Genomic DNA, 21,778 nt, shown 5'->3' with positions numbered 1-21,778 from the left:
GGCAGGAAAGCAAAAGTCCCAGTTACGTGTTGTCTGGGAAAAAGCTTTCGACAAAGAAGCCAAGCGCCTTGGGGCAGCCGATCCTCTGAAGATCCGGCTTTCCTGAGTTGGGAGAAATTTCACGCATCGAATGCCTCTTGTGGGTCACCTGCTGCCGTTCTGCTCGTCAAATCACCCAGCTACCGCCTTCTCCATCAGTAATCCAGCCTCAAGGCCAGCGGCCATGACGGCATCGCCCATCGGCCCGCGCACTTCCTCGGGCAGCGTCACTGCTGTTCGCCATGAGCCATCGGGCGCTCGGTAATTGGGAAGGGTGATTTCGGTCTTGCTGCCATCGGCACGGACCTGAATGCCGTGGATGACGATGGACACGCCATCAATAACCAGTTCCACATCGGCCAGCGCCAGCAAGCGGCCAGCATGAACGGGCGTGATGGTTAAAACGGTTATGGTGGCCGTGCTGGTTTCCATAGGGGCAGCATAGCACGGAGGCAGTGCTGCGATAACTTGTCGGGAATCCCGACAAGTTGGCCGAGCCACAACATACATCATGTATGTTCATCGGCGTGTCGTGTTACACGACACTCGTCCCGTCAGATTACTCATGCGAGCCGTATGTCGGAAAACCCGACAGCGCCTCCTGTAGGTTAAACCTACACCCAGTCCCCCCAGGCCAACTTGTCGTGTTTCCCAACAAGTGCCTTTCGGTTGTCCAGCTCGGCTATCAGGCCATAGCATGTTCGTCATGTGTTCCCAATTGGAGGATGTGATGATGAGTGCATTGGACAAACTGAAGCTGAGCGAGAAGACCCGACGTGCTGTTGCGGCCACGCCTGAAGGGCGCCTGCGGCACAAGCTGGTGGAGGCCATCAACCAGCAGATCGCTGCTGCGGAAGCGATGCAGAAGGGCGAGAGCTTTGAAGTGCGACGCAAGCGCTGGACGAAGGACAGCGAGGGCAACAAGACCCTGCAAGACCGACTGGTCAAATTTCGCCCCTGGTACTGGCAGGAGACCAATGGCGCGTTCATGCTGGAAGTGCGCTACGGCAACAAGATCGTGGAGATTAAGCCGAAGAAGACGGCCATTGAGATCGGTGATGTGGCGGAACTGGTTCCCACGCTGACGCTGGTGCGCGATGCCGTGGTGGCTGGTGAACTGGACAAGCAGTTGGCCGCGATGAAGGGACGCTTCGGCAAGAAGCTCGGCTAAGTCCTAAACAGCCCCGTACAAGCGGGGCTGTTTCCATGAGTGCCGTACTGCATTCCCAACAATTCCCCGGCGTGTACGACGCGCAAAGGCCCGCTGCGACGGTGGCCTATATATAAGGTGCCTCTGTCGTGTAACACGACAACTCAGGGCTTCTTTTTCGGATTGGGCGGTCGCTTCACCTTCTTCAGCTTCTCCGCATCCAGCGTCAGCCAATCAATGTCCGTGTTGAATTCGTTGGCCCTGCTCACCGACGTGTCGTGTCCGTAATAGCGGTGGATCATGTCGGGGCTTGTGCCCATGTTGATGGCGACCAGCCGATCCGAGACGCCCTCGTTGAGCTTCAGCGTGGCATAGGTATGGCGCAGGCAATACGGGGTGAAATGGTCGCCTTGCACGTCGGTTTCCATCTTCAGCGCCTTCAACATGGTGTTGAACTGCCGCTTGAATGACACGACGGCCTCGCCAGTTTCCTGATTGGCCAAGACGAAATCGTCCTCGCCATTGAATTTGCTGACATAGCGAAAACCCGACAGCATCGGCCACACGAAACTGTCGCAACGCACCAGCCTCGTGCCCGTTTTTGTCTCTTTCACAATGGTCAAATAGGCGTGCGGTACGTCATCAACGATCTTGAGGGAGAAGTGCTTCCACTTGATCGGCTGATGCTCTTTCCCTGGCCGAAGTCCCGTGCCGAGAACGAGGTGGATGAATGCGCCGAACACCAGCCGTTCGTTGGTGAGCTTTTCCGACTGAGTGTCGGGGAAGCTGTTGCAGTAGTCCAAGATGGCCTTGGCCTGTTCCTTGGTGAATGAAGGGCGTCGCTTCACAGCGCCCTTATCTCCTCGTGTCGTCTTTTGCCCGATGTTCGGCATGCGCGAACCATCAAGGAAGTCGTGGTTGACCGCGAATTTGAAGATTTGCCGCAGCACAGTGTCTTCCGCGTCGCCCTTGCCCCTGCTGGCGACCTTCTTTTCCCGCGTATAGGTGCTGCCATCGGCCCGTCGGATTGTCTCTTCCCGCTGCTCGGCACCAGGGCCTGTCTGCCAAAACGCCGCTCGCCATATCTCGTAATCGGCCAAGGTTTTTTGGGTGATCTGCGTGATCTTGTGCTTGCCGAAATACGGGATGTGGTAGCGCTTCACGATCTTCGTGTAGTCGCTGATCTTGCGGGGCTTGTTGGTCGGATCGCGGCCAATGGCAGCAAGCCAAAGCTCGGCAACCGACTTGAAGGACTTGGTGTGGGGATCAAGCCCTTGTTCAGTCAGCACCTCGGCCCGCATCTTCTCTCGCCGCGCCCATTCCACGGCCTTGTCAAAGTTGCGCTCGCCCGTGCTGCGCACAATGGCGTTGCCATCCTCCCTGACAATCCGCGCTTGCCACATGCTGCTGTTGGGCCGCTGGTAGAGCGCTATCGCCCTGTCATCAAGGTAGAAATATTCCGTCTTCTTTTCACGGGGCATTTCACACCAATACAAGTAATAATTGTAGTCACAGCTCGCGCACTCGCTGTGAGCTTATGTGAAAAGAGTGTGAAATGCAAAAAGCCGCTTTTCAGCGGCCCTGCATCATTGATTTCATTGGGAAAAATGGTGCCGGCGAAGAGACTCGAACTCCCGACCCGCGCATTACGAATGCGCTGCTCTACCAACTGAGCTACGCCGGCACGCCATGTGGGGCGGACGTTAGCGCCGCCCGACCGGATTTGCAAGCGCCCAACCGGGGGCGGCGAAAATCAGCTATGGACCGGCCCCACGGCGAAGCGGGCCCGCGCGCCGCGTTCGATGGCGGCGGCCACCAGCCGGTCGAGATCGAGGCGATGGCGGAACAGTTCCAGCAGGCGGCGCACCTCCTGATGGGGTTCGCGATCGGCGGCGGCGACGTCGCAGGCCAGGGCATAGGCGGTTTCGCGCAGGCGCGGCGGCAGGGCCGCCTTGATGGCCTCCAGCGCCCGGTCAAGCCCGTCGTCGGCATCCAGGGTCTCGGCGCAGGCCGCCGTGGTCCGGGTCAGGATCGCCGGGTCATAGTCGCGGAAGACGGGCAGGAAATTGACGATTTCCCCGATCATCCGCAATTCGGCATCGGTCATATTGCCATCGGCGGCGGAAACCATGACCATGACGTAAATCAAGGCCGCGTGGTGACTGATCATGACTTCCATCTCCTTGGGTTACCTGGGACTTTACCCTTGCGGCGAGCCGATGCGTCAAGCATAGATTTTCATGGCTCAGATGGGGCCGCGGCGGAGAGCGAGATGTCCGAGACAATTGTATTGGTGGTGGATGACAGCCGGGTGTCGCGCATGATGACCAAGTCGGCCATCGAGCGGCTGCGGCCCGACTGGGTGGTGCTCGAAGCCGCCAGCGGCGAGGATGCGCTGAGCGCCGTCGCCCTGGACCGGCCCGACTTCATCCTGATGGATGTCAACATGCCGGGCATGGGGGGGCTGGAGGCGGCGCGGCAGCTGCGCCCGCGCCTGCCCAAGGCGGGCATCAGCCTCTTGACCGCCAATATCCAGGATTCCATTCGCGACCAGGCGGCGGCCATGGGGGTGGGCTTCATGTCCAAGCCGCTCCGCGACGAGGATTTGGCCGCCTTCCTGGCGGCGGGACGCCCCCCGTCATGACCGATTTCCTGGGCGAGGTCGAGCGCGACGCCGTTACCGAAATCCTCAATGTCGCCATCGGTCGGGCGGCCGCGGCACTGTCGCGGCTGGTCACGGCCGAGGTCACCTTGTCGGTGCCGATGGTGGAGTTCCTGACCCCCGCCCTGGCGGCCGAACGCATCGACGCCGCCACCGGCAAGCAGGTCTCGGTGGCGGTGCGCCAAACCTTCCGCAGCAGCTTCAGCGGCGACATCCTGCTGATCTTTCCCGAAGGCAAGAGCCTCGATCTGGTGCGCTCCATGCTGGGTGATTCAGTCCCGCTGGATTCGCTGACCGAGCTGGAACAGGAAGCCCTGCTGGAGGTCGGCAACATCATCCTCAACGGCTGCCTTGGCAGCCTTGCCAACCAATTGGATATCGACATCGACAGCTCCTTGCCCACCTATGTCAGGGGGCGGGGTGCCCGCATTCTCGACTCCAGCCATCCCGAGGCGGAACTGGTGATGGTGCTACAAGTGGATTTCTCGGTGGCGGCCAAGGGCCTCGGCGGCTATCTCGCCTTCGTGATGGACATTGTCTCGGCCCGTCATTTCTCCGAATCGGTCAATGCCTTCGTCGCCAGAACCCTGGCGGGTGGAGCCGCCCCCGCATGATTGGCGATCCCTTCCTGCACGCCCTGACCGATGCGGCCGAATGCGGTCTTGTCCTGGTGGACCGGGACGGGCGGGTGGGACTGTGGAATTCCTGGATGGTCAAGGCGTCGGGCGTCACGGCAGCCTCGGCGATCGGACAACGCCTGGATGAAGTGTTTCCCGATCTGGCCGGAACCCGGGTCACCGACGCGGTGGCCCAGGCGCTGAATTCAGGCCTGTCGGCCATGCTGACCTCGTCCTTGAACCGGGCGCTGTTTCCCCTGACCCGCGACACCAGGGGGCCGGAACGCCCCGAATCCATGCACCAGATCGTGGTGGTCAAGCCGCTGGATTCGGCCTCTGGACGGCGAGGCCTGATCCAGGTCTTCGACGTTACCGCCATGGCCTCGCGCGAGGCCATGCTGCGCCAGCAGGCCCGCACCATGGAAGCGCTGGCCGAGAACTACCGCCTGTCCGAACTGCACAACCGCGCCATTGTCGACCATACCGCCGACGCCATCATCACCTTCGGCGAGGATGGCGCCATCGGCACCTACAATCCGGCCTCGGAACGCATTTTCGGCTACGATCCCTACGAAATCGTAGGCAAGAGCATCGCCGTCCTGATCCCTGAACTGGCCGATGCCGAGCGCAAGCTGCAGACCGAACGCTACCTGGATCGCAGGACCGAGGTCATCGGCCTGCGCAAGATTCGCGCCCGCTTCCCCCTGGAACTCTCGCTGGCCGCCATGGAATTGGGTGGTCAGCGCCTGTTCGTCGCCATCGGCCACGACATCACCGCGCGCAAGGCCAACGAGGAGGAGTTGCGCACCCAGAAGGAATGGCTGACCACCCTGATCAACGCCCTGCCCGACCTGATCTGCTTCAAGGACGGCAAGGGCCGCTGGCTGGTGGCCAACCAGTTCTACCTGGATCTGGTGGGGCTGCACGGGGTCGACTATGTGGGACGCACCGCCCACGAACTGGCGCGGCTGTCGCGCAGCCAGCAGGAATTCCTGATCAGTACCCGCGATACCGACGAGCGGGCCTGGCGCGAGGGAAAGCCGGTCAATTACGAGAAGGCGCTGGACTCCCATGAAGGCGCCACCCGCGTCTTCGACATGACCAAGATCCCGCTGTTCAATGCCGATGGCAGCCGCCGCGGATTGGTGCTGGTGGGCCGCGACGTCACCGAGCGCAAGCTGGCCGCCGCCCGCATCCAGCATCTGGCCCATCACGATTCCCTGACCGACCTGCCCAACCGGGTGCTGTTCCAGGAACGGCTGCGCCAGGCCCTGGCCCAGGCCAAGCGCTCTGGCTGGCGGCTGGGCCTGCTGTTCCTCGACCTCGACAAGTTCAAGGACATCAACGACACATTGGGCCACCATGTGGGCGACCTGCTGCTGAAGGCGGTGGCCAAGCGCCTGAAGCGCTGCGTGCGCGAGACCGATACCGTCGCCCGCCTGGGCGGCGACGAATTCGCCGTCATCCTGACCAATATCGAGGACCCCGAGGGCGCCAGCCGGGTGGCGGAAAGCATCATCGCCACCATCGCCGATCCCTTCGGACTGGACGACCACGAGGTGCTGACCAGCACCTCCATCGGCATTACCGTCTTTCCCGACGACGCCACCGATGCCGACCAGTTGCTGAAGAACGCCGACCTGGCCATGTTCCGGTCAAAGGCCGAGGGGCGCAACAACTACCATTTCTACGTCTCGGAGATGGATGCCGAGGTCCAGGCCCGCAAGATCGTCGAGCGCGACATGCGCCAGGCCCTGGGCACCGAACAACTGCAATTGCACTATCAGCCGCTGGTGGAACTGTCCTCGGGACGCATCATCGGCTGCGAGGCGCTGTTGCGCTGGAACCACCCCACCCGGGGATGGGTGCCCCCGGCCGAATTCATCCCCATCATCGAGCGCACCGACCTGATCGGGCCGCTGGGGCGCTGGATTCTGCATCGGGCCTGCATCCAGGGCCGCGACTGGCTGCGCCAGGGACTGCCCGCCATGAAGATCGCCGTCAACCTGTCGCCCGCCCAGTTCAAGCAGACCCAAAGCGTCATTTCCATGGTCTCGGATATCCTGGGCCAGACCGGCGTCGCCCCCGAGATGCTGCAACTGGAAATCACCGAGGGCATCGCCATGCAGAACGTGGATGCCACCATCGAGGTGCTGCAGGGTCTGCGCGCCATGGGACTGGTCATCTCCATCGACGACTTCGGCACCGGCTATTCCTCGCTGAACTACCTGAAGCGCTTCCCGGTGGACAAGCTGAAGATCGACCGCTCCTTCGTGGTGGATATCGGTCTGCATCCCGATAATGCCGCCGTGGTGGAAGCCATCGTCAATCTGGGGCACTCGCTCGGCACCCGCGTCAATGTGGAAGGCGTCGAGACCCGCGAGCAATTGGACTTCCTGATGGCCCACAAGGTGGACGAGGCCCAGGGATACTACTTCGCCAAGGCCCTGCCCGCCGATGACTTCGCCACCCTGGTGCGCGAAAAGAGTCCCTGGCCCCTGTAATCCTTGAAAGCACCGCCATCATGAGAGCCGCTGTTTTCGCCCTGGTCGCCCTGCTGCTATCGGCGGCGCCAGCCTTCGCCCAATCCCTGACCCATGTGGACAATGCCGCCCTTCAGGCCCTGATGGCCAAGGGCGTGCCGCTGGTGGACATCCGCACCCCGCCGGAATGGGCCCAGACCGGCACCATCAAGGGCGCCCATCGCATCATGGCCTTCGACGAGCGCGGCAAGCTGGCCCCCGACTTCATCGAGAAACTGGCGGCGGTGGCCAAGCCCGGCGAGGAGGTGGCCCTGATCTGCCGCACCGGCAACCGCACCGGCTTCCTGGGCAAGGCCCTGACCGAGCAGGTGGGCTACACCAAGGTCTACAACGTGGAAAAGGGCATCGTCCGCTGGATGTCGGAGGGCCGCCCGGTGGAGCGCTGACGGCACTTCATGCCAACGGCCGATTGATGTGACCCTTGCGGGCAGGATGCCCGCGCTCCGGCAAAAGCGGCTTTTCCTGGAGCGCGGCCGTCCCGGCCGCAGTCAAACGAGTCCGTCATTTCGCCGACCGGTATCAGCCCTCAGCGTCCACCACCAGATCCAGGATCACCTCCACCAGATCGGGTTCGGCGCCCAGGCCGGTGGCCAGCACCACCCGATGGCCCCGGGCCTCCACCGGCCCCCGGCTTCCCCCCGTCAGTCCGAACAGCGGCGGAATGTCCTGGCTGGCGTGCATGCCCTGGGCAACCAGCAGGGGCAGGGCCACCACATCGCGGCGCGTGACCCTTTCAGCCCAGGTTTCGGCCTTGGGCTCTTGCTCCAGGAACACCAGTTCCACCTGGGCGAAGCGGTTCATGGCCGCCATGGCGGCCGCGATGGCGCGCGGAGTCTCTCCCGCCCCGCCCGGCCGCCCGGAGCCATGGGCGATCAGCAGCAGCGAGCTTTCGGCCACGACCATCCCGGCGGCGGTGGCAACGCCTTCGGCGCGGCAGGCCATGATGCCGGGAATCATCCGGTGGGTTCCCGCCGGGGCGGTATAGACGAAGCGGCGCCCCGCCCGTTCGGTCACCCGGCCGGTCAGCCCCATCCCGCGCGGAATCAAGCTGTCGGTGTAATAACCCTTGCCCGCGAAGACCGGGACCACATAGACGGTATCCGCCGAGGTCATGAATTCGGCCTCGGCCAGGGTCGGGGGTTGCTTCATGAATACGGCCGAAACCTCGGCGAACAGGCCGCGCGCCCTGATATCCTCGGCCAGGGCGAGGACCGGCGCGGCACCATCGGGATGGCGGGCCGAGCCATGCCCCACCAGTACCAGGGCGGCATTCTTCATGAGCCGCCGCCTTCCGTCATGAACCAGTCCAACTCTCCGGCCAGCGAGACCACCTTACCGATGACGATCAGGGTCGGCGCCTGCAACCCGGCCGCCCGGGTACGCTCCGGCAGATCGGCCAGGGTGCCGATCACCCGGCGCTGGCGCGGCGTGGTGCCGTTCTCGATGGCCGCCGCCGGGGTATCGCAAGGCAATCCGGCCTTGATCAGCTCGGCCGAGGTCTCGGGCAGGGACTGCAACCCCATATAGATCACCAGGGTGGTATCGGGATCGGCCAACTTGTCCCAGCGCAGATCCAGGCCCTTGCCCTCGCGCAGATGGCCGGGGACGAACTGCACCCCGGTGGCCAGGCCGCGATGGGTGAGCGGAATACCGCCATAGCTGGTGCAACCCGCCGCCGCGCTGATGCCGGGCACCACCTCGAAATGAATACCGTGGCGGGCCAGATGCAGGGCTTCCTCGCTGCCACGCCCAAACACGAAGGAATCGCCTCCTTTCAGCCGCACCACGTCGCGGCCCGACCGCGCCAGGGTCAGCAGCAACTCGTTGATCTCGTCCTGGACCAGATGATGATGCCCTAGCGCCTTGCCCGCATAGATGCGTTCGGCCGAGGCGGGGATCAGTTCCATGATCTCGCGGCTGACCAGGCGGTCATAGACCACCACCTGGGCCGATTGGATCAGGCGCAGGGCCTTGACCGTCAGCAGGTCGGGATCACCCGGACCGGCACCCACCAGGGCCACCCGCCCGTGCTGCCTTCCGTCTTGCCCTTGTTCAGCCATGCCGCTCCCCGTGGTCCTTTTATTACCTGTCCCTGATATGATCACAGCCGGAAAAAGGACGCCACCCCTTCCCCAACCCGACCCAGGTCGGATATTGTCGGGCTCAAGCCGCCCTCGCCCTCTATTTCCGGCCAGTTTCGTGACAACCGCCCATCCCGCGCATCATCACCCCAGCCACCGCCACGCCCATCGTCGCCGGACGTTGCGGCGCACGGTCTATCACATGCTGGGTGGCGAGGGCCATTCCGACCTTCTGGTCAAGGTGGTGGACTTCTTCCTGATCGCCCTGATCGTGCTGAATGTCGGCGCGGTGGTGATGGAATCGGTGGAACACCTGTCCATCGCCCATGGCCCCGCCTTTCACGCCTTCGATCTGATCTCGGTTGCCATCTTCAGCCTGGAATACCTGTTGCGGCTGTGGACGGCGGTGGAAATCGACGACCCCCGCTACCATCACCCCGTCTGGGGTCGGCTGCGCTGGGCGACCTCGCCCATGGCGATCATCGACCTGCTGGCGGTGCTGCCCTTCTATCTGGGCCTGATGGTGGAAATGGACCTGCGCGCCATCCGGGTGCTCCGCGTGCTCCGGGTATTCAAGCTGGGCCGCTATTCCATGGCCATGAGCGTCATGGGCGCGGTGGCCCGCCAGGAGGCGCGCTCCATCGGCGCCGTGCTGTTCGTCATGATGGTCATCCTGGTTCTGACGTCGAGCCTGATCTATCTGTTCGAGCACCGTGCCCAGCCCCATGTGTTCAGCGACATTCCCACCGCCATGTGGTGGGCGGTGGTGACGCTGACCACCCTGGGCTATGGCGACATGGTGCCGGTCACGCCGTTGGGACGGCTGTGCGGCGCCTTCACCGCCATCCTGGGGGTGGGCATGATCGCCCTGCCCGCCGGTGTGTTGGCATCGGGCTTTTCCGAGCAGATGCGCATCCGCCGCGAGGAATACCGGGAAGCGGTGGAAAAGGCGCTGGAGGACGGACGCCTGAACCGCAGCGAGAAACGGGTGCTGGAAAAAACCCGCCGCTCGCTCCAGCTGTCCGACGAAGAGGCTTCGTTGATTCTGCGCCAGGCGGTGGAAAGCGGCCATCTCTGCCCGCATTGCAACCAGCCGCTCCGCCAGCACCACCGCTCGGAAGAGGAATAGCCCTCAGCCGAAACCAGCTTTCACCAGCAGTTGGTGGAAGTCGCGCAATGCCTTCTGGGCGCGCAGGGGATCGGTGAAACCATCGATGAAATGGGCATCGAAATTGGGCTGACGCAACAGCGCCAGAATGCGCTGACGAGCCCGGGTCATGGCCTTGCCCTCGGGCAGCACGCCGGCGGCGCAGAACTGCACCAGCCGCACCGCGCGATCACGCAGCGGCGAATCGTGGTGATCCAGCTTCTCGACGATCTGTTCGTCGATCAGGTAACGCTCCAGGATGCCGTCGATATGCTCGGCCAGTTTCTGCTTGGTCTCGGGCGGGAAGGTCGAGGCCATCACCGCGTGATGGGCGTTGGTGGCGCGGATCATCCGTTCCTTGGGCGGCAGGGTGCGCTCGCAGAACTCGCCGATGACGCGGGCGCGGAACACCATGCCCAACAGGTCGGCAATGGCGGCGGCATGTTCGGTGCCATAGGGCGTGGTCAGCATGTCGCACAAATAGATCAGGCCGAAAGCCCGGTCGGGCAGGATGCGGAACATGCTTTCCAGCGCCGCCTTACGCCCGGCCGATCCCCCCTGCTCCACCAGCCTGGTATAGCGGGTGGTCAGGGCCTCGGCGGTGTCGGCGCCACAGGCGAAGCCGGTCGGCGTCATGGTGCGGTGCAGGACCCGCTTGAACTCCTCGCCCTCCTTCTCGGACTCGCTGCGGGACAGCGGGTTGGGCGAGCGGATCTGGCGATGGGCGCGGTCCAGCAGGCAAGCCTTGCTGACCGGCAGCTTATTCTCGGCGAACAGTCGGTTCAGAACCTCGGCGGATTCGCCCGCATCGGTCTTTTGCACCTTCATCTTGCCCGCCGCCAAATCGAACATGGCGATGATGGCGGCGCCCAGGCCCGGCTGCCAGCCCAGCACGTCCTGGACCACATTGGAGCCCAACACGTCGGCGATGACGCCATCGAGCATTTCCAGCGCATGGGGATCGTTATCCGCGACGGCCAAGTTGCACAGCCGTTCAAGCTTGCCCACCCAGTTGCGCACATTCATCAGATCGCGCGACAGCACCACCATGGCCAGATAGTCGCGGTCCTCGTTCTCGCCCATGGCGGCGATCTTGGCCATGACCTCGCTGAAGCTGCCTTCCAGCTTGGGCAGTTTCAGGCTTTCCACCCGGCGGGCGCGATTGGAAATCTCGTCGATGGACTTGAAGATATCCTGGCTGCGGCTCTTGGCGTCCTGCTCGCCGTCCTTGGTCTGCAATTGGGCGACCCGGTCCACCGCCGAGGGAACCAGCGAATCCTTCTCCTGGAGGCGCTTCAACTCCTTAAAGGAGTGCATCAGCTCGGTCGGCGTCAGGAACTGCTTGTCGAGATAGGTACGAAACACCCGGTTGACCACGCCGCGCGCGCTGTCGCCCATGAAGTCCTCGGGCTTCTCGCACTTGACCTCGGGAACGGAATCGATGGGGGAAATGCGGATCGGCCCGTCATCCTTGACGGTGCGGGTCTCGCAGAAGATTTCGGATTCCACCATGGTGCCATCGGCACGCAACCAGTTGCGGACGATCTTGGCGCCTTCGCATTTCTTATCGGCGAGCAGCTTCTTGGCGAGGCCGCGCGCCTCGTCTTCCTTATAGACGATGGTATTGGTGGACCACCGCCCGTCCTTGGAAACCTGAACCTCGAAACTGGCACGATCCGCGACCATTCTGGTGCTGCCCTGCTTGCTTCCCGTTTCTGACGAGGCCCCTTGAAGCGCCCGCGAAGAGTCTAGCAATACCCGTGAATGATACAAGTTGTCACGGGATTCTTCGTATATGTGGAGTGTTGCGCCAAGATCGGGGAAGGAGGAGAATCAGCGCTGCATGGCCAATGAGGGGACCTTAGGGATGAGCTACCGGATTTCCTATATCAGGGCGGCGGGCTGGACCCGGTTGGGTGTCGCCGCCGGAGTCTGCGCCGCCTCGGCCACTCCCATGCTGTGGGCACTGGGCAGTTTCGGCGCCTCGGACGAGGCGCTGCACCGCGCCATCATTTTCGCGGTGGCGGGATTGTGGTGCTTCATCGCCACCGGTCTGGCCCTGGGTTGGGCGATCCAGGGCTTCGTCATCCGCCAGAAGGCGGCGGAAGAGGACAGCGACGAGCCCCCGGCCGCCAGCAGCCACCGCCCGCCGCCCTCGCCGCCGCCATCGGGTCGCCCACCCCATCCGTCCAAGCCCAGCGGCCACTAGGCCGACATGAGCAAGCATCTGGCGCAGGCCGAGGCCCTCTCGGCGCGGGCCGGGCAGGCGGTCGCGGCCCGCAGGCTCGACGAGGCGGAGTCCCTGCTGCGCCGTGCCCTCAAGCTGGCACCGGGCGAGGCGGCGCTGTGGTGCAATCTGGGCTCGGTCCAGGGTATGGCCGGGCATCTGGACGAAGCCGAACGCAGCTTTCGCCGCGCCAGCCAATTGGCGCCTAGCCTGGGCGACATCTGGACCAATCTGGGCCGCATCCAGTTGATGCGGGGCGACTTCGCCAGCGCCGAGGCCGATGCCCGCAAGGGCGCGCAGTTGGCGCCGAACTCGGCGGTGGCCGCCAAGACCCTGGGCGACGTGCTGCTGTGCCAGGGGCGGGCCGATGCCGCCGCCCTGGAACTCGGCCGCGCCCTGACCCTACGGCCCGACTGGGTCGAGGCCCTCAACAGCCTCAGTTCCGCCCTGAAGCAGACCGACCGGCTGGTCGAGGCGGTGGCGGTCTGCCGCCGCTCGCTGGCCCTGGCCCCCACCGACACGGCGGCGCGCAATCTGGTGCTGGCGCTCACCTATCTGCCCGATTGCGGCGATGACGAGCTGTTCCAGGCCCAGTCCGACTGGGCCGCGCGGGTGATGCCACTGCCCGGCGGCGGTCTGCCGCCCCCGGCGAACTCCCCAGACCCCATGCGCCGATTGCGCGTCGGCTATCTGTCGGCGGATTTCCGCAATCACCCGGTGGCTCGCAATGTCATCGAGGTCTTGCGCCATCACGACCGCGCCGAGGTGGAGGTCTTCGCCTATGCCCATCTCCCCGCCCCCGATGAGCTGAGCCGCGAGATCGAATCCCTGGTGGATGGCTGGCGCGACATCACCCGGATCAACGACCGCCAGGCCGCCAGGCTGATCCATGACGACGGTATCGACATCCTGGTCTCGCTGGCGGGCTGGACCGGCGACAACCGCCCCGGTATCTGCGCTTGGCGCCCGGCAGCGGTCCAGGTCAGCTACCACGATGTGGGCTCCAGCGCCTTGCCGGTGATGGATGCCTGGCTGACCGACGAGGCCCTGCATCCCGGGCACACCACCGAGCGGTTCAGCGAAAGGCTGATCCGCCTGCCCTGCTTCTACCTGCACGCCCCCATCGCCGACCTGCCGCCGGTATCGCCGCTGCCCGCCGGAACCGACGGGCCGATCACCTTCGCATCGTTCAACAACCCGGTAAAGGTGACGCCGCCCATGCTGGACCTGTGGGCCCGGGTGCTGGCGGCGGTACCGGAGTCGCGGATGATGCTGAAATACGCCGCCGCCTTCGCCGATGCCGCCATGCGCGAGCGCTTCATCCAGGCCTTCGCCAGCCGGGGCGTGGCGGCGGAGCGGCTGGTGTTCGGCCAGGACCGCCTGCCCCGCCCCGAGCATCTGGCGTTGTACCAGCAGGTGGACGTGGCGCTGGATACCTTTCCCTTCAACGGCAGCACCACCAGTTTCGAGGCACTGACCATGGGCGTGCCAGTCGTCACCTTGGCGGGAGGGCGCTTCGTCAGCCGGGTCGGGATATCCTTGCTGACCGCCCTGGGCCTGGAAGACCTCGCCGCCCAGGACGCCGACGGCTTCGTCGCCCTTGCCGCCGCTCTATGCGCCGACCGCCAGAAGCTGGCCGCGTTGCGGGCGGGTTTGCGCCAGCGGGTGCAATCCTCGCCGCTGCTCGATGCCCCCACCTATACCCGCCACCTGGAAAACGCCTTTCGCGACCTGTGGCGCCAGTGGTGCTCAGCCGCCTGACCACTGGTCCATCACCGCCCGCATGGCCGCCACCGTGGGCTGGTCCAGGTCGATGATGGTGAAGCGGGCGCGGCCCTCCTTGATGCGCATGCGCAGGATCTTCAGCCCGCTATCATGGTCCACTTGCTGGAAGGTGATCTCGCGGCTCCAAGGGGCATTGATGGTGGCCAGGGTGGCCACGGCCTCTTCCGGGTGGCGGATGGTATCGTCGCTCATTCGATCCTCTCGTGGTAACGGGCCCGATACAGCAACCTTGGCCGCTCCGGGTCATCGGTAAAGGGCTCGCGGGTGTGCAGCGGATTGTTGGAAACCAACCCCTGGCCCGCCTGCAGCACATAGCTCAGGACATGGGCGGCGCCACCGTCCAGCGCCTCGCGGATGGCCAGGGCCGCCGGGGCCGCCGTCTCGGACCAGATGGCATTGCGGGTCCGCGCGGTATAGCGGGTGTGCAGGTGCCCGGCCGCATCCACCGAAAAGACAGGCCCCACCGTGGCGGGGCGTTCCATCCCCTCTTCATCATTGCCGGGGATGGTCAACGCGTCGGGCGCCATCAGCATGCGGATCAGGTCCGGGTCGCGCTCGCGCAGGTGAATATAGAGCATCTCCGGGTCCAGCAGCCGGTTGGCGCCGCCAGTCGCGGCCGGGCGGACGCAATGCAGCAGCAAGGCGCGAACCGTGCGTTCGGGCGTGTTGTAATAGCCGTCGGTGTGCCAGGTGATGGGGCGCTCGGTATAGGGGATGTAGCGGGCCCGCTTGCCGTCGCGATGAACGCTCAGCGGCGTGATGCCGTCATCATCGGCCAACTGGTTGGAATCCAGACCGGTCAGGCCGAAGGACGAGGCCAGGGCCTTCAGCGCCGTCTTATGGTCGCGGTCGGGCCGGGGCGGCTCGGCGTAGACCGCCATGGAACAGCGACGGATACGGTCGAGCAGCGCCAGGCGCTCGGCCTGCCTCAGCACGGCGATGTCGGAGACCTCGACCACCAGATCCTCCACCGCTTCCGGCGCCGCCGCCCATTTGGCGTCACGCCAGCGACCATAGGCGGACGGGTCCGCAAGATCGAAAACCCCTTGATATTCTGCCATTTTTCCTCCCGCCTTATTTTCATGCAGATTTTCTAAAGAATCCACTTGGATCGGCGCGCACCATAATATTATGATCCAATAATGTAACGAGGCGCACAAGAACGACCTCGACGACAGGGACGGTCCGGGAAGCACGCTTCCACAGGATTCATCACACAGAAGAACCGCCGACCGAAACCGGACGGCGCCGCGCCATGACGCGCGAAGACGGGAAGGGAGCGAAACGCGATGTCGAAGAAATTGCCCTCCACGCCGATGCTGGACGAGTTGGAGAAGGGCCCCTGGCCCAGCTTCGTCACCGGCCTGAAGCGTCTTGCCAATACCGAGGGCAAGCCCCATGGCGACATCATGAAGGGCCTGCTGGGTCAGTTGGAGCACAGCTACCAGACCCGCAAGGGCTATTGGAAAGGCGGCACGGTCGGCGTGTTCGGCTATGGCGCCGGTGTTATCGCCCGTTTCTCCGAGGTGGCCTCGCAGTATCCGGAATCATCGGAATTCCACACGCTGCGCATCATGCCCGCCCCCGGCTTCTTCTATGACACCAAGACGCTGCGCCAGATGTGCGACATCTGGGAAGAGCACGGCTCGGGCCTGATCGCGCTGCACGGCCAATCGGGCGACATCATGTTCCAGGGCTGCCGCACCGATCAGGTCCAGCCCGCCTGGGACAAGCTGAACGAGATGGGCTTCGACATGGGCGGCGCCGGTGCCGGTGTCCGCACCGCCGCCAGTTGTGTCGGCCCGGCGCGCTGCGAGCAGGCCTGCTACGACACCCTGGCCGCGCACCGCGCCATCATCAACGACTTCACCGACGACATTCACCGGCCCTCGCTGCCCTATAAGATGAAGTTCAAGTTCTCGGGCTGCGCCAATGACTGCGCCAACGCCACCCAGCGCGCCGACGTCGCCATTCTGGGCACCTGGAAGGACGAGATGCAGGTCAACCAGACCGAGGTTCAGGCCAAGGTCAAGCAGCTGGGCCGCAAGGAATTCATCAACCAGGTCATCCGCATGTGCCCGACCCAGGCGCTGGGCCTGAACGATGACGACACCCTGGACGTGGACAACAAGTCCTGCGTGCGCTGCATGCACTGCATCAATGTCTGCACCAAGGCGCTGAAGCCGGGCAAGGAACGCGGCATCTGCATCCTGGTGGGCGGCAAGCGCACGCTCAAGGTCGGCGACCTGATGGGCACGGTGGTGGTGCCCTTCATGAAGCTGGAGAGCGAGGAGGATTTCGAGAAGTTGGTCGAACTGGCCCACAACATGCTCGACTTCTTCGCCGACAACGCCCTGGAACACGAGCGTACCGGCGAGATGATCGAGCGTATCGGCCTGGCCAACTATCTGGAAGGCCTGGGCCTTGCGCTCGACATCAACATGATCAGCCAGCCGCGCACCAATTCCTATGTCCGCACCGATGGCTGGGACGAAGAAGTGCGCAAGTGGAACGACGCCAAGTCCAGCGCGGCCGAGTAAGGGGGAGAAACAGGCAATGAGCGAACTTCGTCGTCCCAACGAGACCGGCGTTCCGGACTCCAAGCAGTTCATGCACCCCGCTTTGGTGCGCAATTACGGCAAATGGGCGTTCCATGACCGGCCCCGGCCGGGCGTGCTGCGTCACGTCTCCGATACCGGCGAGGCGGTGTTCACCGTCAAGGGCGGCACCCAGCGCCAGATGGACATTTTCACCATCCGCACCCTGTGCGATATCGCCGACAAGTTCTGCGACGGGCATCTGCGCTTCACCACCCGCTCCTCGGCCGAGTTCATGACCACCGACGAGACCAAGGTCAAGCCGCTGATCGAGGCGCTGGAAGCCGCCGGTTTCCCGGTGGGCGGCACCGGCAATTCGGTGGGCTTCATCAGCCATACCCAGGGCTGGCTGCACTGCGACATCCCCGGCACCGACGCCTCCGGCGTGGTCAAGGCGCTGATGGACGAGTTGGTGGACGAGTTCAAGAACGAGGAGATGCCCAACCGGGTCAAGATCACCACCAGCTGCTGCCAGATCAATTGCGGCGGCCAGGGCGACATCGCCATCAATGTCCAGCACACCAAGCCGCCGGTGATCAACCACGCCCTGGTGGCGGGCGTTTGCGAACGCCCCGCCGTCATCGCCCGCTGCCCGGTCGCCGCCATCCGCCCCGCCTTGGTGGACGGCAAGCCGAGCCTGGAAGTGGACGAGAAGAAATGCGTGTGCTGCGGCGCCTGCTATCCGCCCTGCCCGCCCATGCAGATCAACGACCCGGTCCACTCCAAGATCGCGGTCTGGGTCGGCGGCAAGCATTCCTCGACCCGCTCCAAGCCCATGTTCCACAAGCTGGTGGCGGCGGGCCTGCCCAACAACGCGCCGCGCTGGCCGGAAGTGGCCGAGGTGGTCAAGAAGATCCTGGCCACCTACAAGGCCGACGCGCGGCCGTGGGAGCGCATGGGCGAGTGGATCGAGCGCATCGGCTGGCCCCGGTTCTTCGAGATGACCGAGCTGCCCTTCACCAAGTATCACGTCGATACCTGGCGCGGCGGTCGCTCCAATCTCAACGCCTCGGCGCATCTGCACTTCTAGGAGGCTTGGACATGAAGTTCGGCATTCTGGTCAACGAAGGCCCCTACAATCACCAGGCCTCGGATTCCGCCTACCAGTTCGCCAAGGCGGCGCTGGAGAAGGGCCACGAGATTTTCCGGGTGTTCTTCTATTACGACGGCGTCAATAACGCCACCAGCCTGGGCCAGCCGCCCAGCGACGACCGCAACGTGACCAAGAACTGGCAGAAGCTGGCCGAGGACCACAAGGTCGATCTGGTGGTCTGCGTCGCCGCCGGTCTGCGCCGCGGCATCGTCGAAGGCAATCTGGCGCCGGGCTTCCGCATCTCGGGCCTGGGACAACTGATCGAGGCCGGCATCCAGGCCGACCGCCTCGTGACTTTCGGAGACTGAGGCCATGGACGAGATGGATAGCGGAATCGTCAAGAAGTTCATGTTCGTCAACCGCAAGGCACCCCATGGCACGGTCTATGCCCTGGAAGTGCTGGAGATGGTGCTGATCTCGGCGGCCTTCGACCAGGACGTCCACCTCGCCTTCATCGACGACGGCATCTACCAGATCAAGAAGGGCCAGGCGCCCGCCGAGATCGGGGTCAAGAACTTCTCGCCCACCTATCGGGCGCTGGAAGGCTACGACATCGAGAAGCTGTACGTGGAAGCCGAGGGCATGGCCGAGCGCGGCCTGACCGAGGACGACCTGCTGGTCCCCGTCGAGGTTCTCAGCCGTGCCGAAATGGGCAAGCTGATGGCCGAGATGGACGTGGTTCTGACGGCGTAAGGAGAGAGTTGGAATGAGCGTTCTTCACACCGTCAACAAGTCGCCCTTCGACCGCAACAATCTGGACTCCTGTTTGAACCACGCCCAGCCGGGCGACGCGATCCTGCTGATCGAGGACGCGGTCTTCGCCGCCATGGCGGGAACCGCCGTCGCGGGCAAGATGGCCGATGCGGCCAAGACCTTCCGTCTGCACGTCTTGGGTCCGGACCTGAAAGCGCGCGGCTTCGATCCCGCCGGTGTCGTGACGGGCGTGACCGTTGTAGACTACGGCGGATTCGTGGAATTGGCGGCACAGAACAAGGCGATCAACGCCTGGCTGTGACCATCGGAAAAAACAAGAGACCATAGAGGAGAGTAACGACCATGGCTTATACCAGCAACGGCACCGCCATCGAGGCCGATGAAGAGGGCTACCTCATCAACATCAACGAGTGGACCGAGGACCTGGCCGGACAGATCGCCAAGGACGAGGGCATCACCATGAGCCCCGAGCACTGGGAAGTGGTCAACTTCCTGCGCGAATACTATGCCGAATACCAGATCGCCCCGGCGGTGCGCGTCCTGACCAAGGCCATCGCCAAGAAGATGGGTCCGGAAAAGGGCAACAACAAGTATCTCTACGAGTTGTTCCCCTATGGTCCGGGCAAGCAGGCCTGCAAGATCGCCGGTCTGCCCAAGCCCACCGGCTGCGTGTGATCGTTTCGCGGTGAATCGTCATGGCCGGGCTTGACCCGGCCATCCATGGACCCCCGGGCCAGGCCCGGGGGTGACGGGGAAGGGTGTCGTCGTGTCGATTCTGTTCGCCATAATCTTCTACGCGGCCGCGCTGATCCTGGTCGTCGGACTGGGCGTCAAGATCGCCCAATACGCCCGCACCCCGGCGCCCCTGAAGATTCCCACCACCCCGGCCCCATTGACCAAGGGTGGTGTCGCCTTTCGGCTGGCCCGCGAGGCGGTGGTGTTCGAAAGCCTGTTCAAGGGCAACAAGCCGCTGTGGATCTTCGCCATCCTGTTCCATTTCGGCCTCGCCGTGGTCCTGATCCGCCACGGCCGCTATATCCAGGGCGAGATCGGGCCGCTGGTGGCGCTGGTGCAGCCGCTGGCCATTCCCGCCGGGCTGGCCATGCTGGTGGGGCTGCTCTGCCTGCTGGGCCGCCGTCTGGTGATCGAGCGCATCCGCTACATCACCGGCCCGTCGGACATCCTGATGCTGGCGCTGCTGCTGGGCATCACCGTGACCGGCATGTTCATGACCAAGCACATCCATACCGACGTGGTGATGGTGAAGGCCTTCTTCACCGGCCTGCTGTCGTTCCAGCTTCGCCCCCTGCCCGACGACCCGCTGCTGATGGCGCATCTGCTGCTGGTGGCGGCCCTGATGATCGTCTTCCCGTTCTCCAAGCTGCTGCATGCGCCGGGCCTGTTCTTCAGCCCCACCCGCAACCAGACCGACACGCCGCGCGAGCACCGCCATCTGTGCGACTGGGCCGCCCGGCTGGAAGGCAAGGGGAACTGATATGGCCGCCCCCTTCGACACCCCCGAACTCGGCAATGTGGACGAGCGTCGGATTCCGGCCCTCAAGCCCGGCGCCATGGCCGAATCCAAGCCCTATGTGGCCGCCGCCGCCCATCAGGAGCCGCTGGGCTTCCCCGGCGTGCTGGAAGACGGCTGGGAGGCCAAGGCCATCGGCCATATGGGCGAACTGCTGTCCAAATACCGCTCGCTGCAGGTGTTCATGGACATCTGCGTCAAATGCGGCGCCTGCACCGACAAGTGCCACTACTTCCTCGGCACCGCCGACCCCAAGAACATGCCGGTGGCGCGCCAGGACCTCTTCCGCTCGGTCTATCGCCGCTATTTCACCCCCATGGGCAAGATCGCGCCTAGCCTGGTGGGCGCCCGCGACCTGACCAAGGACGTGCTGGACGAGTGGTACAACTATTTCCACCAGTGCTCGCAATGCCGCCGCTGCTCGGTCTTCTGCCCCTACGGCATCGACACCGCCGAGATTTCCATGGCGGCGCGCGACATCATGGACCGCATCGGCCAGGGCCAGAAATACTGCAACGAGATCATCGGCAAGGTTCACAAGATCGGCAACAATCTCGGCCTGCCCGCCCCCGCCCTGCTCGATACACTTGAGGGGCTGGAAGAGGATATCGAGGCCGATACCGGCGTGGCGGTGAAGCTGCCGGTAGATGTCCAGGGCGCCGAGGTGCTGCTGGTCACCCCCTCGGCCGATTTCTTCGCCGAGCCTCACATCCTGGGCCTGATCGGCTATGCCAAGGTGTTCCACGCGGCGGGAGTGTCGTGGACACTCTCCACCAAGGCCTCGGAAGCCGGCAATTTCGGCATGTTCATCGGCAATTACGAGCAGATGCGCAAGATCAGCCTGCGCATCCGCGAGGCCGCCCAGGAACTGGGCGTCAAGCGCATCATCTTCGGCGAATGCGGCCATGCCTGGCGCGTCGCCTATTCCTTCCTCAACACCCTGGCCGGTCCCTGGGACTTCCTCGACCCCCGCTATCCGGTGCCGCAGCATATCCTGGAATTCACCAACGACCTGATCAGCCGCAAGGGCATCAAGCTCGACAAGTCCGGCAATGACGGCATGGTGCTGACCGTCCATGATTCCTGCAATGTGGCGCGCGGCGCCCGCATGGGCGACAAGCCCGGCGGCCAGTTCACCATTCCGCGCGCGGTGATCCAGGCCAGCGTGCCCAAATTCGTCGACATGCATCCCGACACCATCTGCGAGAAGACCTTCTGCTGCGGTGGCGGAGGCGGCCTGCTGACCGACGAGTTGATCGAACTGCGGGTCAAGGGCTCGGCGCCCCGCATGGAGGCCCTGAAGGATGTGGTCGAGCGCGAAGGCGTCACCCACATGGCCGCCATGTGCGCCATCTGCAAGGCCCAGTTCACCAAGATCCTGCCCTATTTCGGGCATGACCGGGAAATGGTGGTCAGCGTTCACCAACTGGTGAGCAACGCCATCGTCCTCGGCGATAACGACTAAGACATGACAACGAGCGGAGCCATTCCTTTACGCCGTCATGCCCGGACTTGATCCGAGTATCCATGGACCCCCGGATCAAGTCCGGGGGTGACGGACAGGGGAAAAGGCATCCGCCGGAATGAAAAGA

General features: G+C 64.1%; 24 protein-coding genes and 1 tRNA gene. 16 read left to right on the top strand and 9 right to left on the bottom strand.

The window, feature by feature from the left end:
• Window positions 1-171 precede the first annotated feature (171 nt).
• Window positions 172-471, bottom strand: a complete 300-nt coding sequence (locus tag A6A04_RS09480) for a hypothetical protein (protein ID WP_068492230.1) — start codon at window positions 469-471, stop codon at window positions 172-174.
• Window positions 472-769: 298 nt separating this feature from the next.
• Between A6A04_RS09480 and A6A04_RS09475 the strand changes: the two genes are divergently transcribed.
• Window positions 770-1,210 carry a DUF6641 family protein gene (locus A6A04_RS09475; protein ID WP_245651150.1) on the top strand — a complete coding sequence of 147 codons (441 nt, stop codon included), beginning with the start codon at window positions 770-772 and terminating at the stop codon, window positions 1,208-1,210.
• A 143-nt stretch (window positions 1,211-1,353) separates the two neighbouring features.
• On the opposite strand, the gene A6A04_RS09470 is transcribed toward A6A04_RS09475, so the two are convergent.
• The 3 genes from A6A04_RS09470 to A6A04_RS09460 form a co-directional block, all read right to left on the bottom strand.
• Window positions 1,354-2,670: a tyrosine-type recombinase/integrase gene (locus A6A04_RS09470; protein ID WP_068492228.1), complete on the bottom strand. Its 1,317-nt coding sequence runs from the start codon at window positions 2,668-2,670 to the stop codon at window positions 1,354-1,356.
• Window positions 2,671-2,797: 127 nt separating this feature from the next.
• Window positions 2,798-2,873: transfer RNA gene (locus A6A04_RS09465), tRNA-Thr, on the bottom strand.
• A 69-nt stretch (window positions 2,874-2,942) separates the two neighbouring features.
• Window positions 2,943-3,359, bottom strand: a complete 417-nt coding sequence (locus A6A04_RS09460; protein ID WP_068492235.1) for a tellurite resistance TerB family protein — start codon at window positions 3,357-3,359, stop codon at window positions 2,943-2,945.
• 102 nt (window positions 3,360-3,461) lie between these two features.
• On the opposite strand from A6A04_RS09460, the gene A6A04_RS09455 reads away from it, so the two are divergent.
• From A6A04_RS09455 to A6A04_RS09440, 4 genes are read left to right on the top strand one after another with little or no spacing between them, the layout of a single operon-like run.
• The gene (locus A6A04_RS09455; protein ID WP_068492227.1) at window positions 3,462-3,833 is read left to right on the top strand and encodes a response regulator transcription factor; all 372 of its coding nucleotides are present in this window, start codon (window positions 3,462-3,464) and stop codon (window positions 3,831-3,833) included.
• The gene (locus A6A04_RS09450) at window positions 3,830-4,465 is read left to right on the top strand and encodes a chemotaxis protein CheC (RefSeq protein WP_068492226.1); all 636 of its coding nucleotides are present in this window, start codon (window positions 3,830-3,832) and stop codon (window positions 4,463-4,465) included. Before A6A04_RS09455 ends, A6A04_RS09450 begins: the two co-directional genes overlap by 4 nt.
• Window positions 4,462-6,972, top strand: coding sequence for a sensor domain-containing protein (locus A6A04_RS09445; protein WP_068492225.1), 2,511 nt, complete (start codon window positions 4,462-4,464; stop codon window positions 6,970-6,972). Before A6A04_RS09450 ends, A6A04_RS09445 begins: the two co-directional genes overlap by 4 nt.
• A 20-nt stretch (window positions 6,973-6,992) precedes the next feature.
• Complete coding sequence (locus tag A6A04_RS09440) at window positions 6,993-7,397, top strand: rhodanese-like domain-containing protein (RefSeq protein WP_068492224.1); 405 nt, start codon at window positions 6,993-6,995, stop codon at window positions 7,395-7,397.
• Between the two features lie 133 nt (window positions 7,398-7,530).
• Here the strand turns inward: A6A04_RS09440 and A6A04_RS09435 are convergent, their stop codons facing one another.
• Both A6A04_RS09435 and cobA read right to left on the bottom strand, forming a co-directional pair.
• Window positions 7,531-8,289 (bottom strand): CbiX/SirB N-terminal domain-containing protein, encoded by a 759-nt coding sequence (locus A6A04_RS09435; RefSeq protein ID WP_068492223.1) that lies wholly within the window; start codon window positions 8,287-8,289, stop codon window positions 7,531-7,533.
• On the bottom strand, window positions 8,286-9,071 hold the full coding sequence (gene cobA, locus A6A04_RS09430; RefSeq protein WP_068492222.1) for a uroporphyrinogen-III C-methyltransferase: 786 nt from the start codon (window positions 9,069-9,071) through the stop codon (window positions 8,286-8,288). The genes A6A04_RS09435 and cobA overlap by 4 nt, the downstream gene beginning before the upstream one ends.
• Window positions 9,072-9,210: 139 nt before the next feature.
• On the opposite strand from cobA, the gene A6A04_RS09425 reads away from it, so the two are divergent.
• Window positions 9,211-10,221: an ion transporter gene (locus A6A04_RS09425; RefSeq protein ID WP_245651149.1), complete on the top strand. Its 1,011-nt coding sequence runs from the start codon at window positions 9,211-9,213 to the stop codon at window positions 10,219-10,221.
• A 3-nt stretch (window positions 10,222-10,224) separates the two neighbouring features.
• On the opposite strand, the gene A6A04_RS09420 is transcribed toward A6A04_RS09425, so the two are convergent.
• Window positions 10,225-11,925 carry a hypothetical protein gene (locus A6A04_RS09420; protein ID WP_068492220.1) on the bottom strand — a complete coding sequence of 567 codons (1,701 nt, stop codon included), beginning with the start codon at window positions 11,923-11,925 and terminating at the stop codon, window positions 10,225-10,227.
• A gap of 181 nt (window positions 11,926-12,106) precedes the next feature.
• On the opposite strand from A6A04_RS09420, the gene A6A04_RS09415 reads away from it, so the two are divergent.
• Window positions 12,107-12,448, top strand: coding sequence for a hypothetical protein (locus tag A6A04_RS09415; protein WP_245651148.1), 342 nt, complete (start codon window positions 12,107-12,109; stop codon window positions 12,446-12,448).
• A gap of 6 nt (window positions 12,449-12,454) precedes the next feature.
• Window positions 12,455-14,227, top strand: a complete 1,773-nt coding sequence (locus tag A6A04_RS09410) for an O-linked N-acetylglucosamine transferase, SPINDLY family protein (RefSeq protein WP_068492219.1) — start codon at window positions 12,455-12,457, stop codon at window positions 14,225-14,227.
• On the opposite strand, the gene A6A04_RS09405 is transcribed toward A6A04_RS09410, so the two are convergent.
• Together A6A04_RS09405 and A6A04_RS09400 are read right to left on the bottom strand one after the other, a co-directional pair.
• Window positions 14,216-14,443: a DUF6967 family protein gene (locus tag A6A04_RS09405; protein WP_068492218.1), complete on the bottom strand. Its 228-nt coding sequence runs from the start codon at window positions 14,441-14,443 to the stop codon at window positions 14,216-14,218. The genes A6A04_RS09410 and A6A04_RS09405 overlap by 12 nt on opposite strands.
• Window positions 14,440-15,312: a TauD/TfdA family dioxygenase gene (locus tag A6A04_RS09400; protein WP_068492217.1), complete on the bottom strand. Its 873-nt coding sequence runs from the start codon at window positions 15,310-15,312 to the stop codon at window positions 14,440-14,442. The genes A6A04_RS09405 and A6A04_RS09400 overlap by 4 nt, the downstream gene beginning before the upstream one ends.
• A gap of 228 nt (window positions 15,313-15,540) precedes the next feature.
• Between A6A04_RS09400 and dsrA the strand changes: the two genes are divergently transcribed.
• From dsrA to dsrK, 8 genes are all read left to right on the top strand, one after another.
• Window positions 15,541-16,791: a dissimilatory-type sulfite reductase subunit alpha gene (dsrA, locus tag A6A04_RS09395; protein WP_068492216.1), complete on the top strand. Its 1,251-nt coding sequence runs from the start codon at window positions 15,541-15,543 to the stop codon at window positions 16,789-16,791.
• Between the two features lie 16 nt (window positions 16,792-16,807).
• Window positions 16,808-17,878 (top strand): dissimilatory-type sulfite reductase subunit beta, encoded by a 1,071-nt coding sequence (gene dsrB / locus A6A04_RS09390; RefSeq protein WP_068492215.1) that lies wholly within the window; start codon window positions 16,808-16,810, stop codon window positions 17,876-17,878.
• 11 nt (window positions 17,879-17,889) lie between these two features.
• The gene (tusD, locus tag A6A04_RS09385) at window positions 17,890-18,249 is read left to right on the top strand and encodes a sulfurtransferase complex subunit TusD (protein WP_068492214.1); all 360 of its coding nucleotides are present in this window, start codon (window positions 17,890-17,892) and stop codon (window positions 18,247-18,249) included.
• 4 nt (window positions 18,250-18,253) lie between these two features.
• Window positions 18,254-18,634, top strand: coding sequence for a sulfurtransferase complex subunit TusC (gene tusC / locus A6A04_RS09380; RefSeq protein ID WP_068492212.1), 381 nt, complete (start codon window positions 18,254-18,256; stop codon window positions 18,632-18,634).
• Window positions 18,635-18,647: 13 nt separating this feature from the next.
• The gene (gene tusB / locus A6A04_RS09375; protein WP_068492209.1) at window positions 18,648-18,956 is read left to right on the top strand and encodes a sulfurtransferase complex subunit TusB; all 309 of its coding nucleotides are present in this window, start codon (window positions 18,648-18,650) and stop codon (window positions 18,954-18,956) included.
• 41 nt (window positions 18,957-18,997) lie between these two features.
• Window positions 18,998-19,330 (top strand): TusE/DsrC/DsvC family sulfur relay protein, encoded by a 333-nt coding sequence (locus A6A04_RS09370; protein ID WP_068492207.1) that lies wholly within the window; start codon window positions 18,998-19,000, stop codon window positions 19,328-19,330.
• Between the two features lie 91 nt (window positions 19,331-19,421).
• Window positions 19,422-20,150, top strand: coding sequence for a respiratory nitrate reductase subunit gamma (locus A6A04_RS09365; protein WP_082914822.1), 729 nt, complete (start codon window positions 19,422-19,424; stop codon window positions 20,148-20,150).
• A gap of 1 nt (window position 20,151) precedes the next feature.
• The gene (gene dsrK, locus A6A04_RS09360; RefSeq protein ID WP_068492203.1) at window positions 20,152-21,651 is read left to right on the top strand and encodes a sulfate reduction electron transfer complex DsrMKJOP subunit DsrK; all 1,500 of its coding nucleotides are present in this window, start codon (window positions 20,152-20,154) and stop codon (window positions 21,649-21,651) included.
• Window positions 21,652-21,778: the final 127 nt, after the last annotated feature.

It is taken from the genome of Paramagnetospirillum marisnigri (assembly GCF_001650715.1).
GTDB lineage: Bacteria > Pseudomonadota > Alphaproteobacteria > Rhodospirillales > Magnetospirillaceae > Phaeospirillum > Phaeospirillum marisnigri.
The sequence above is the reverse complement of the archived record's forward strand: the minus strand, read 5'-3'. Positions and strand labels throughout refer to the sequence as shown.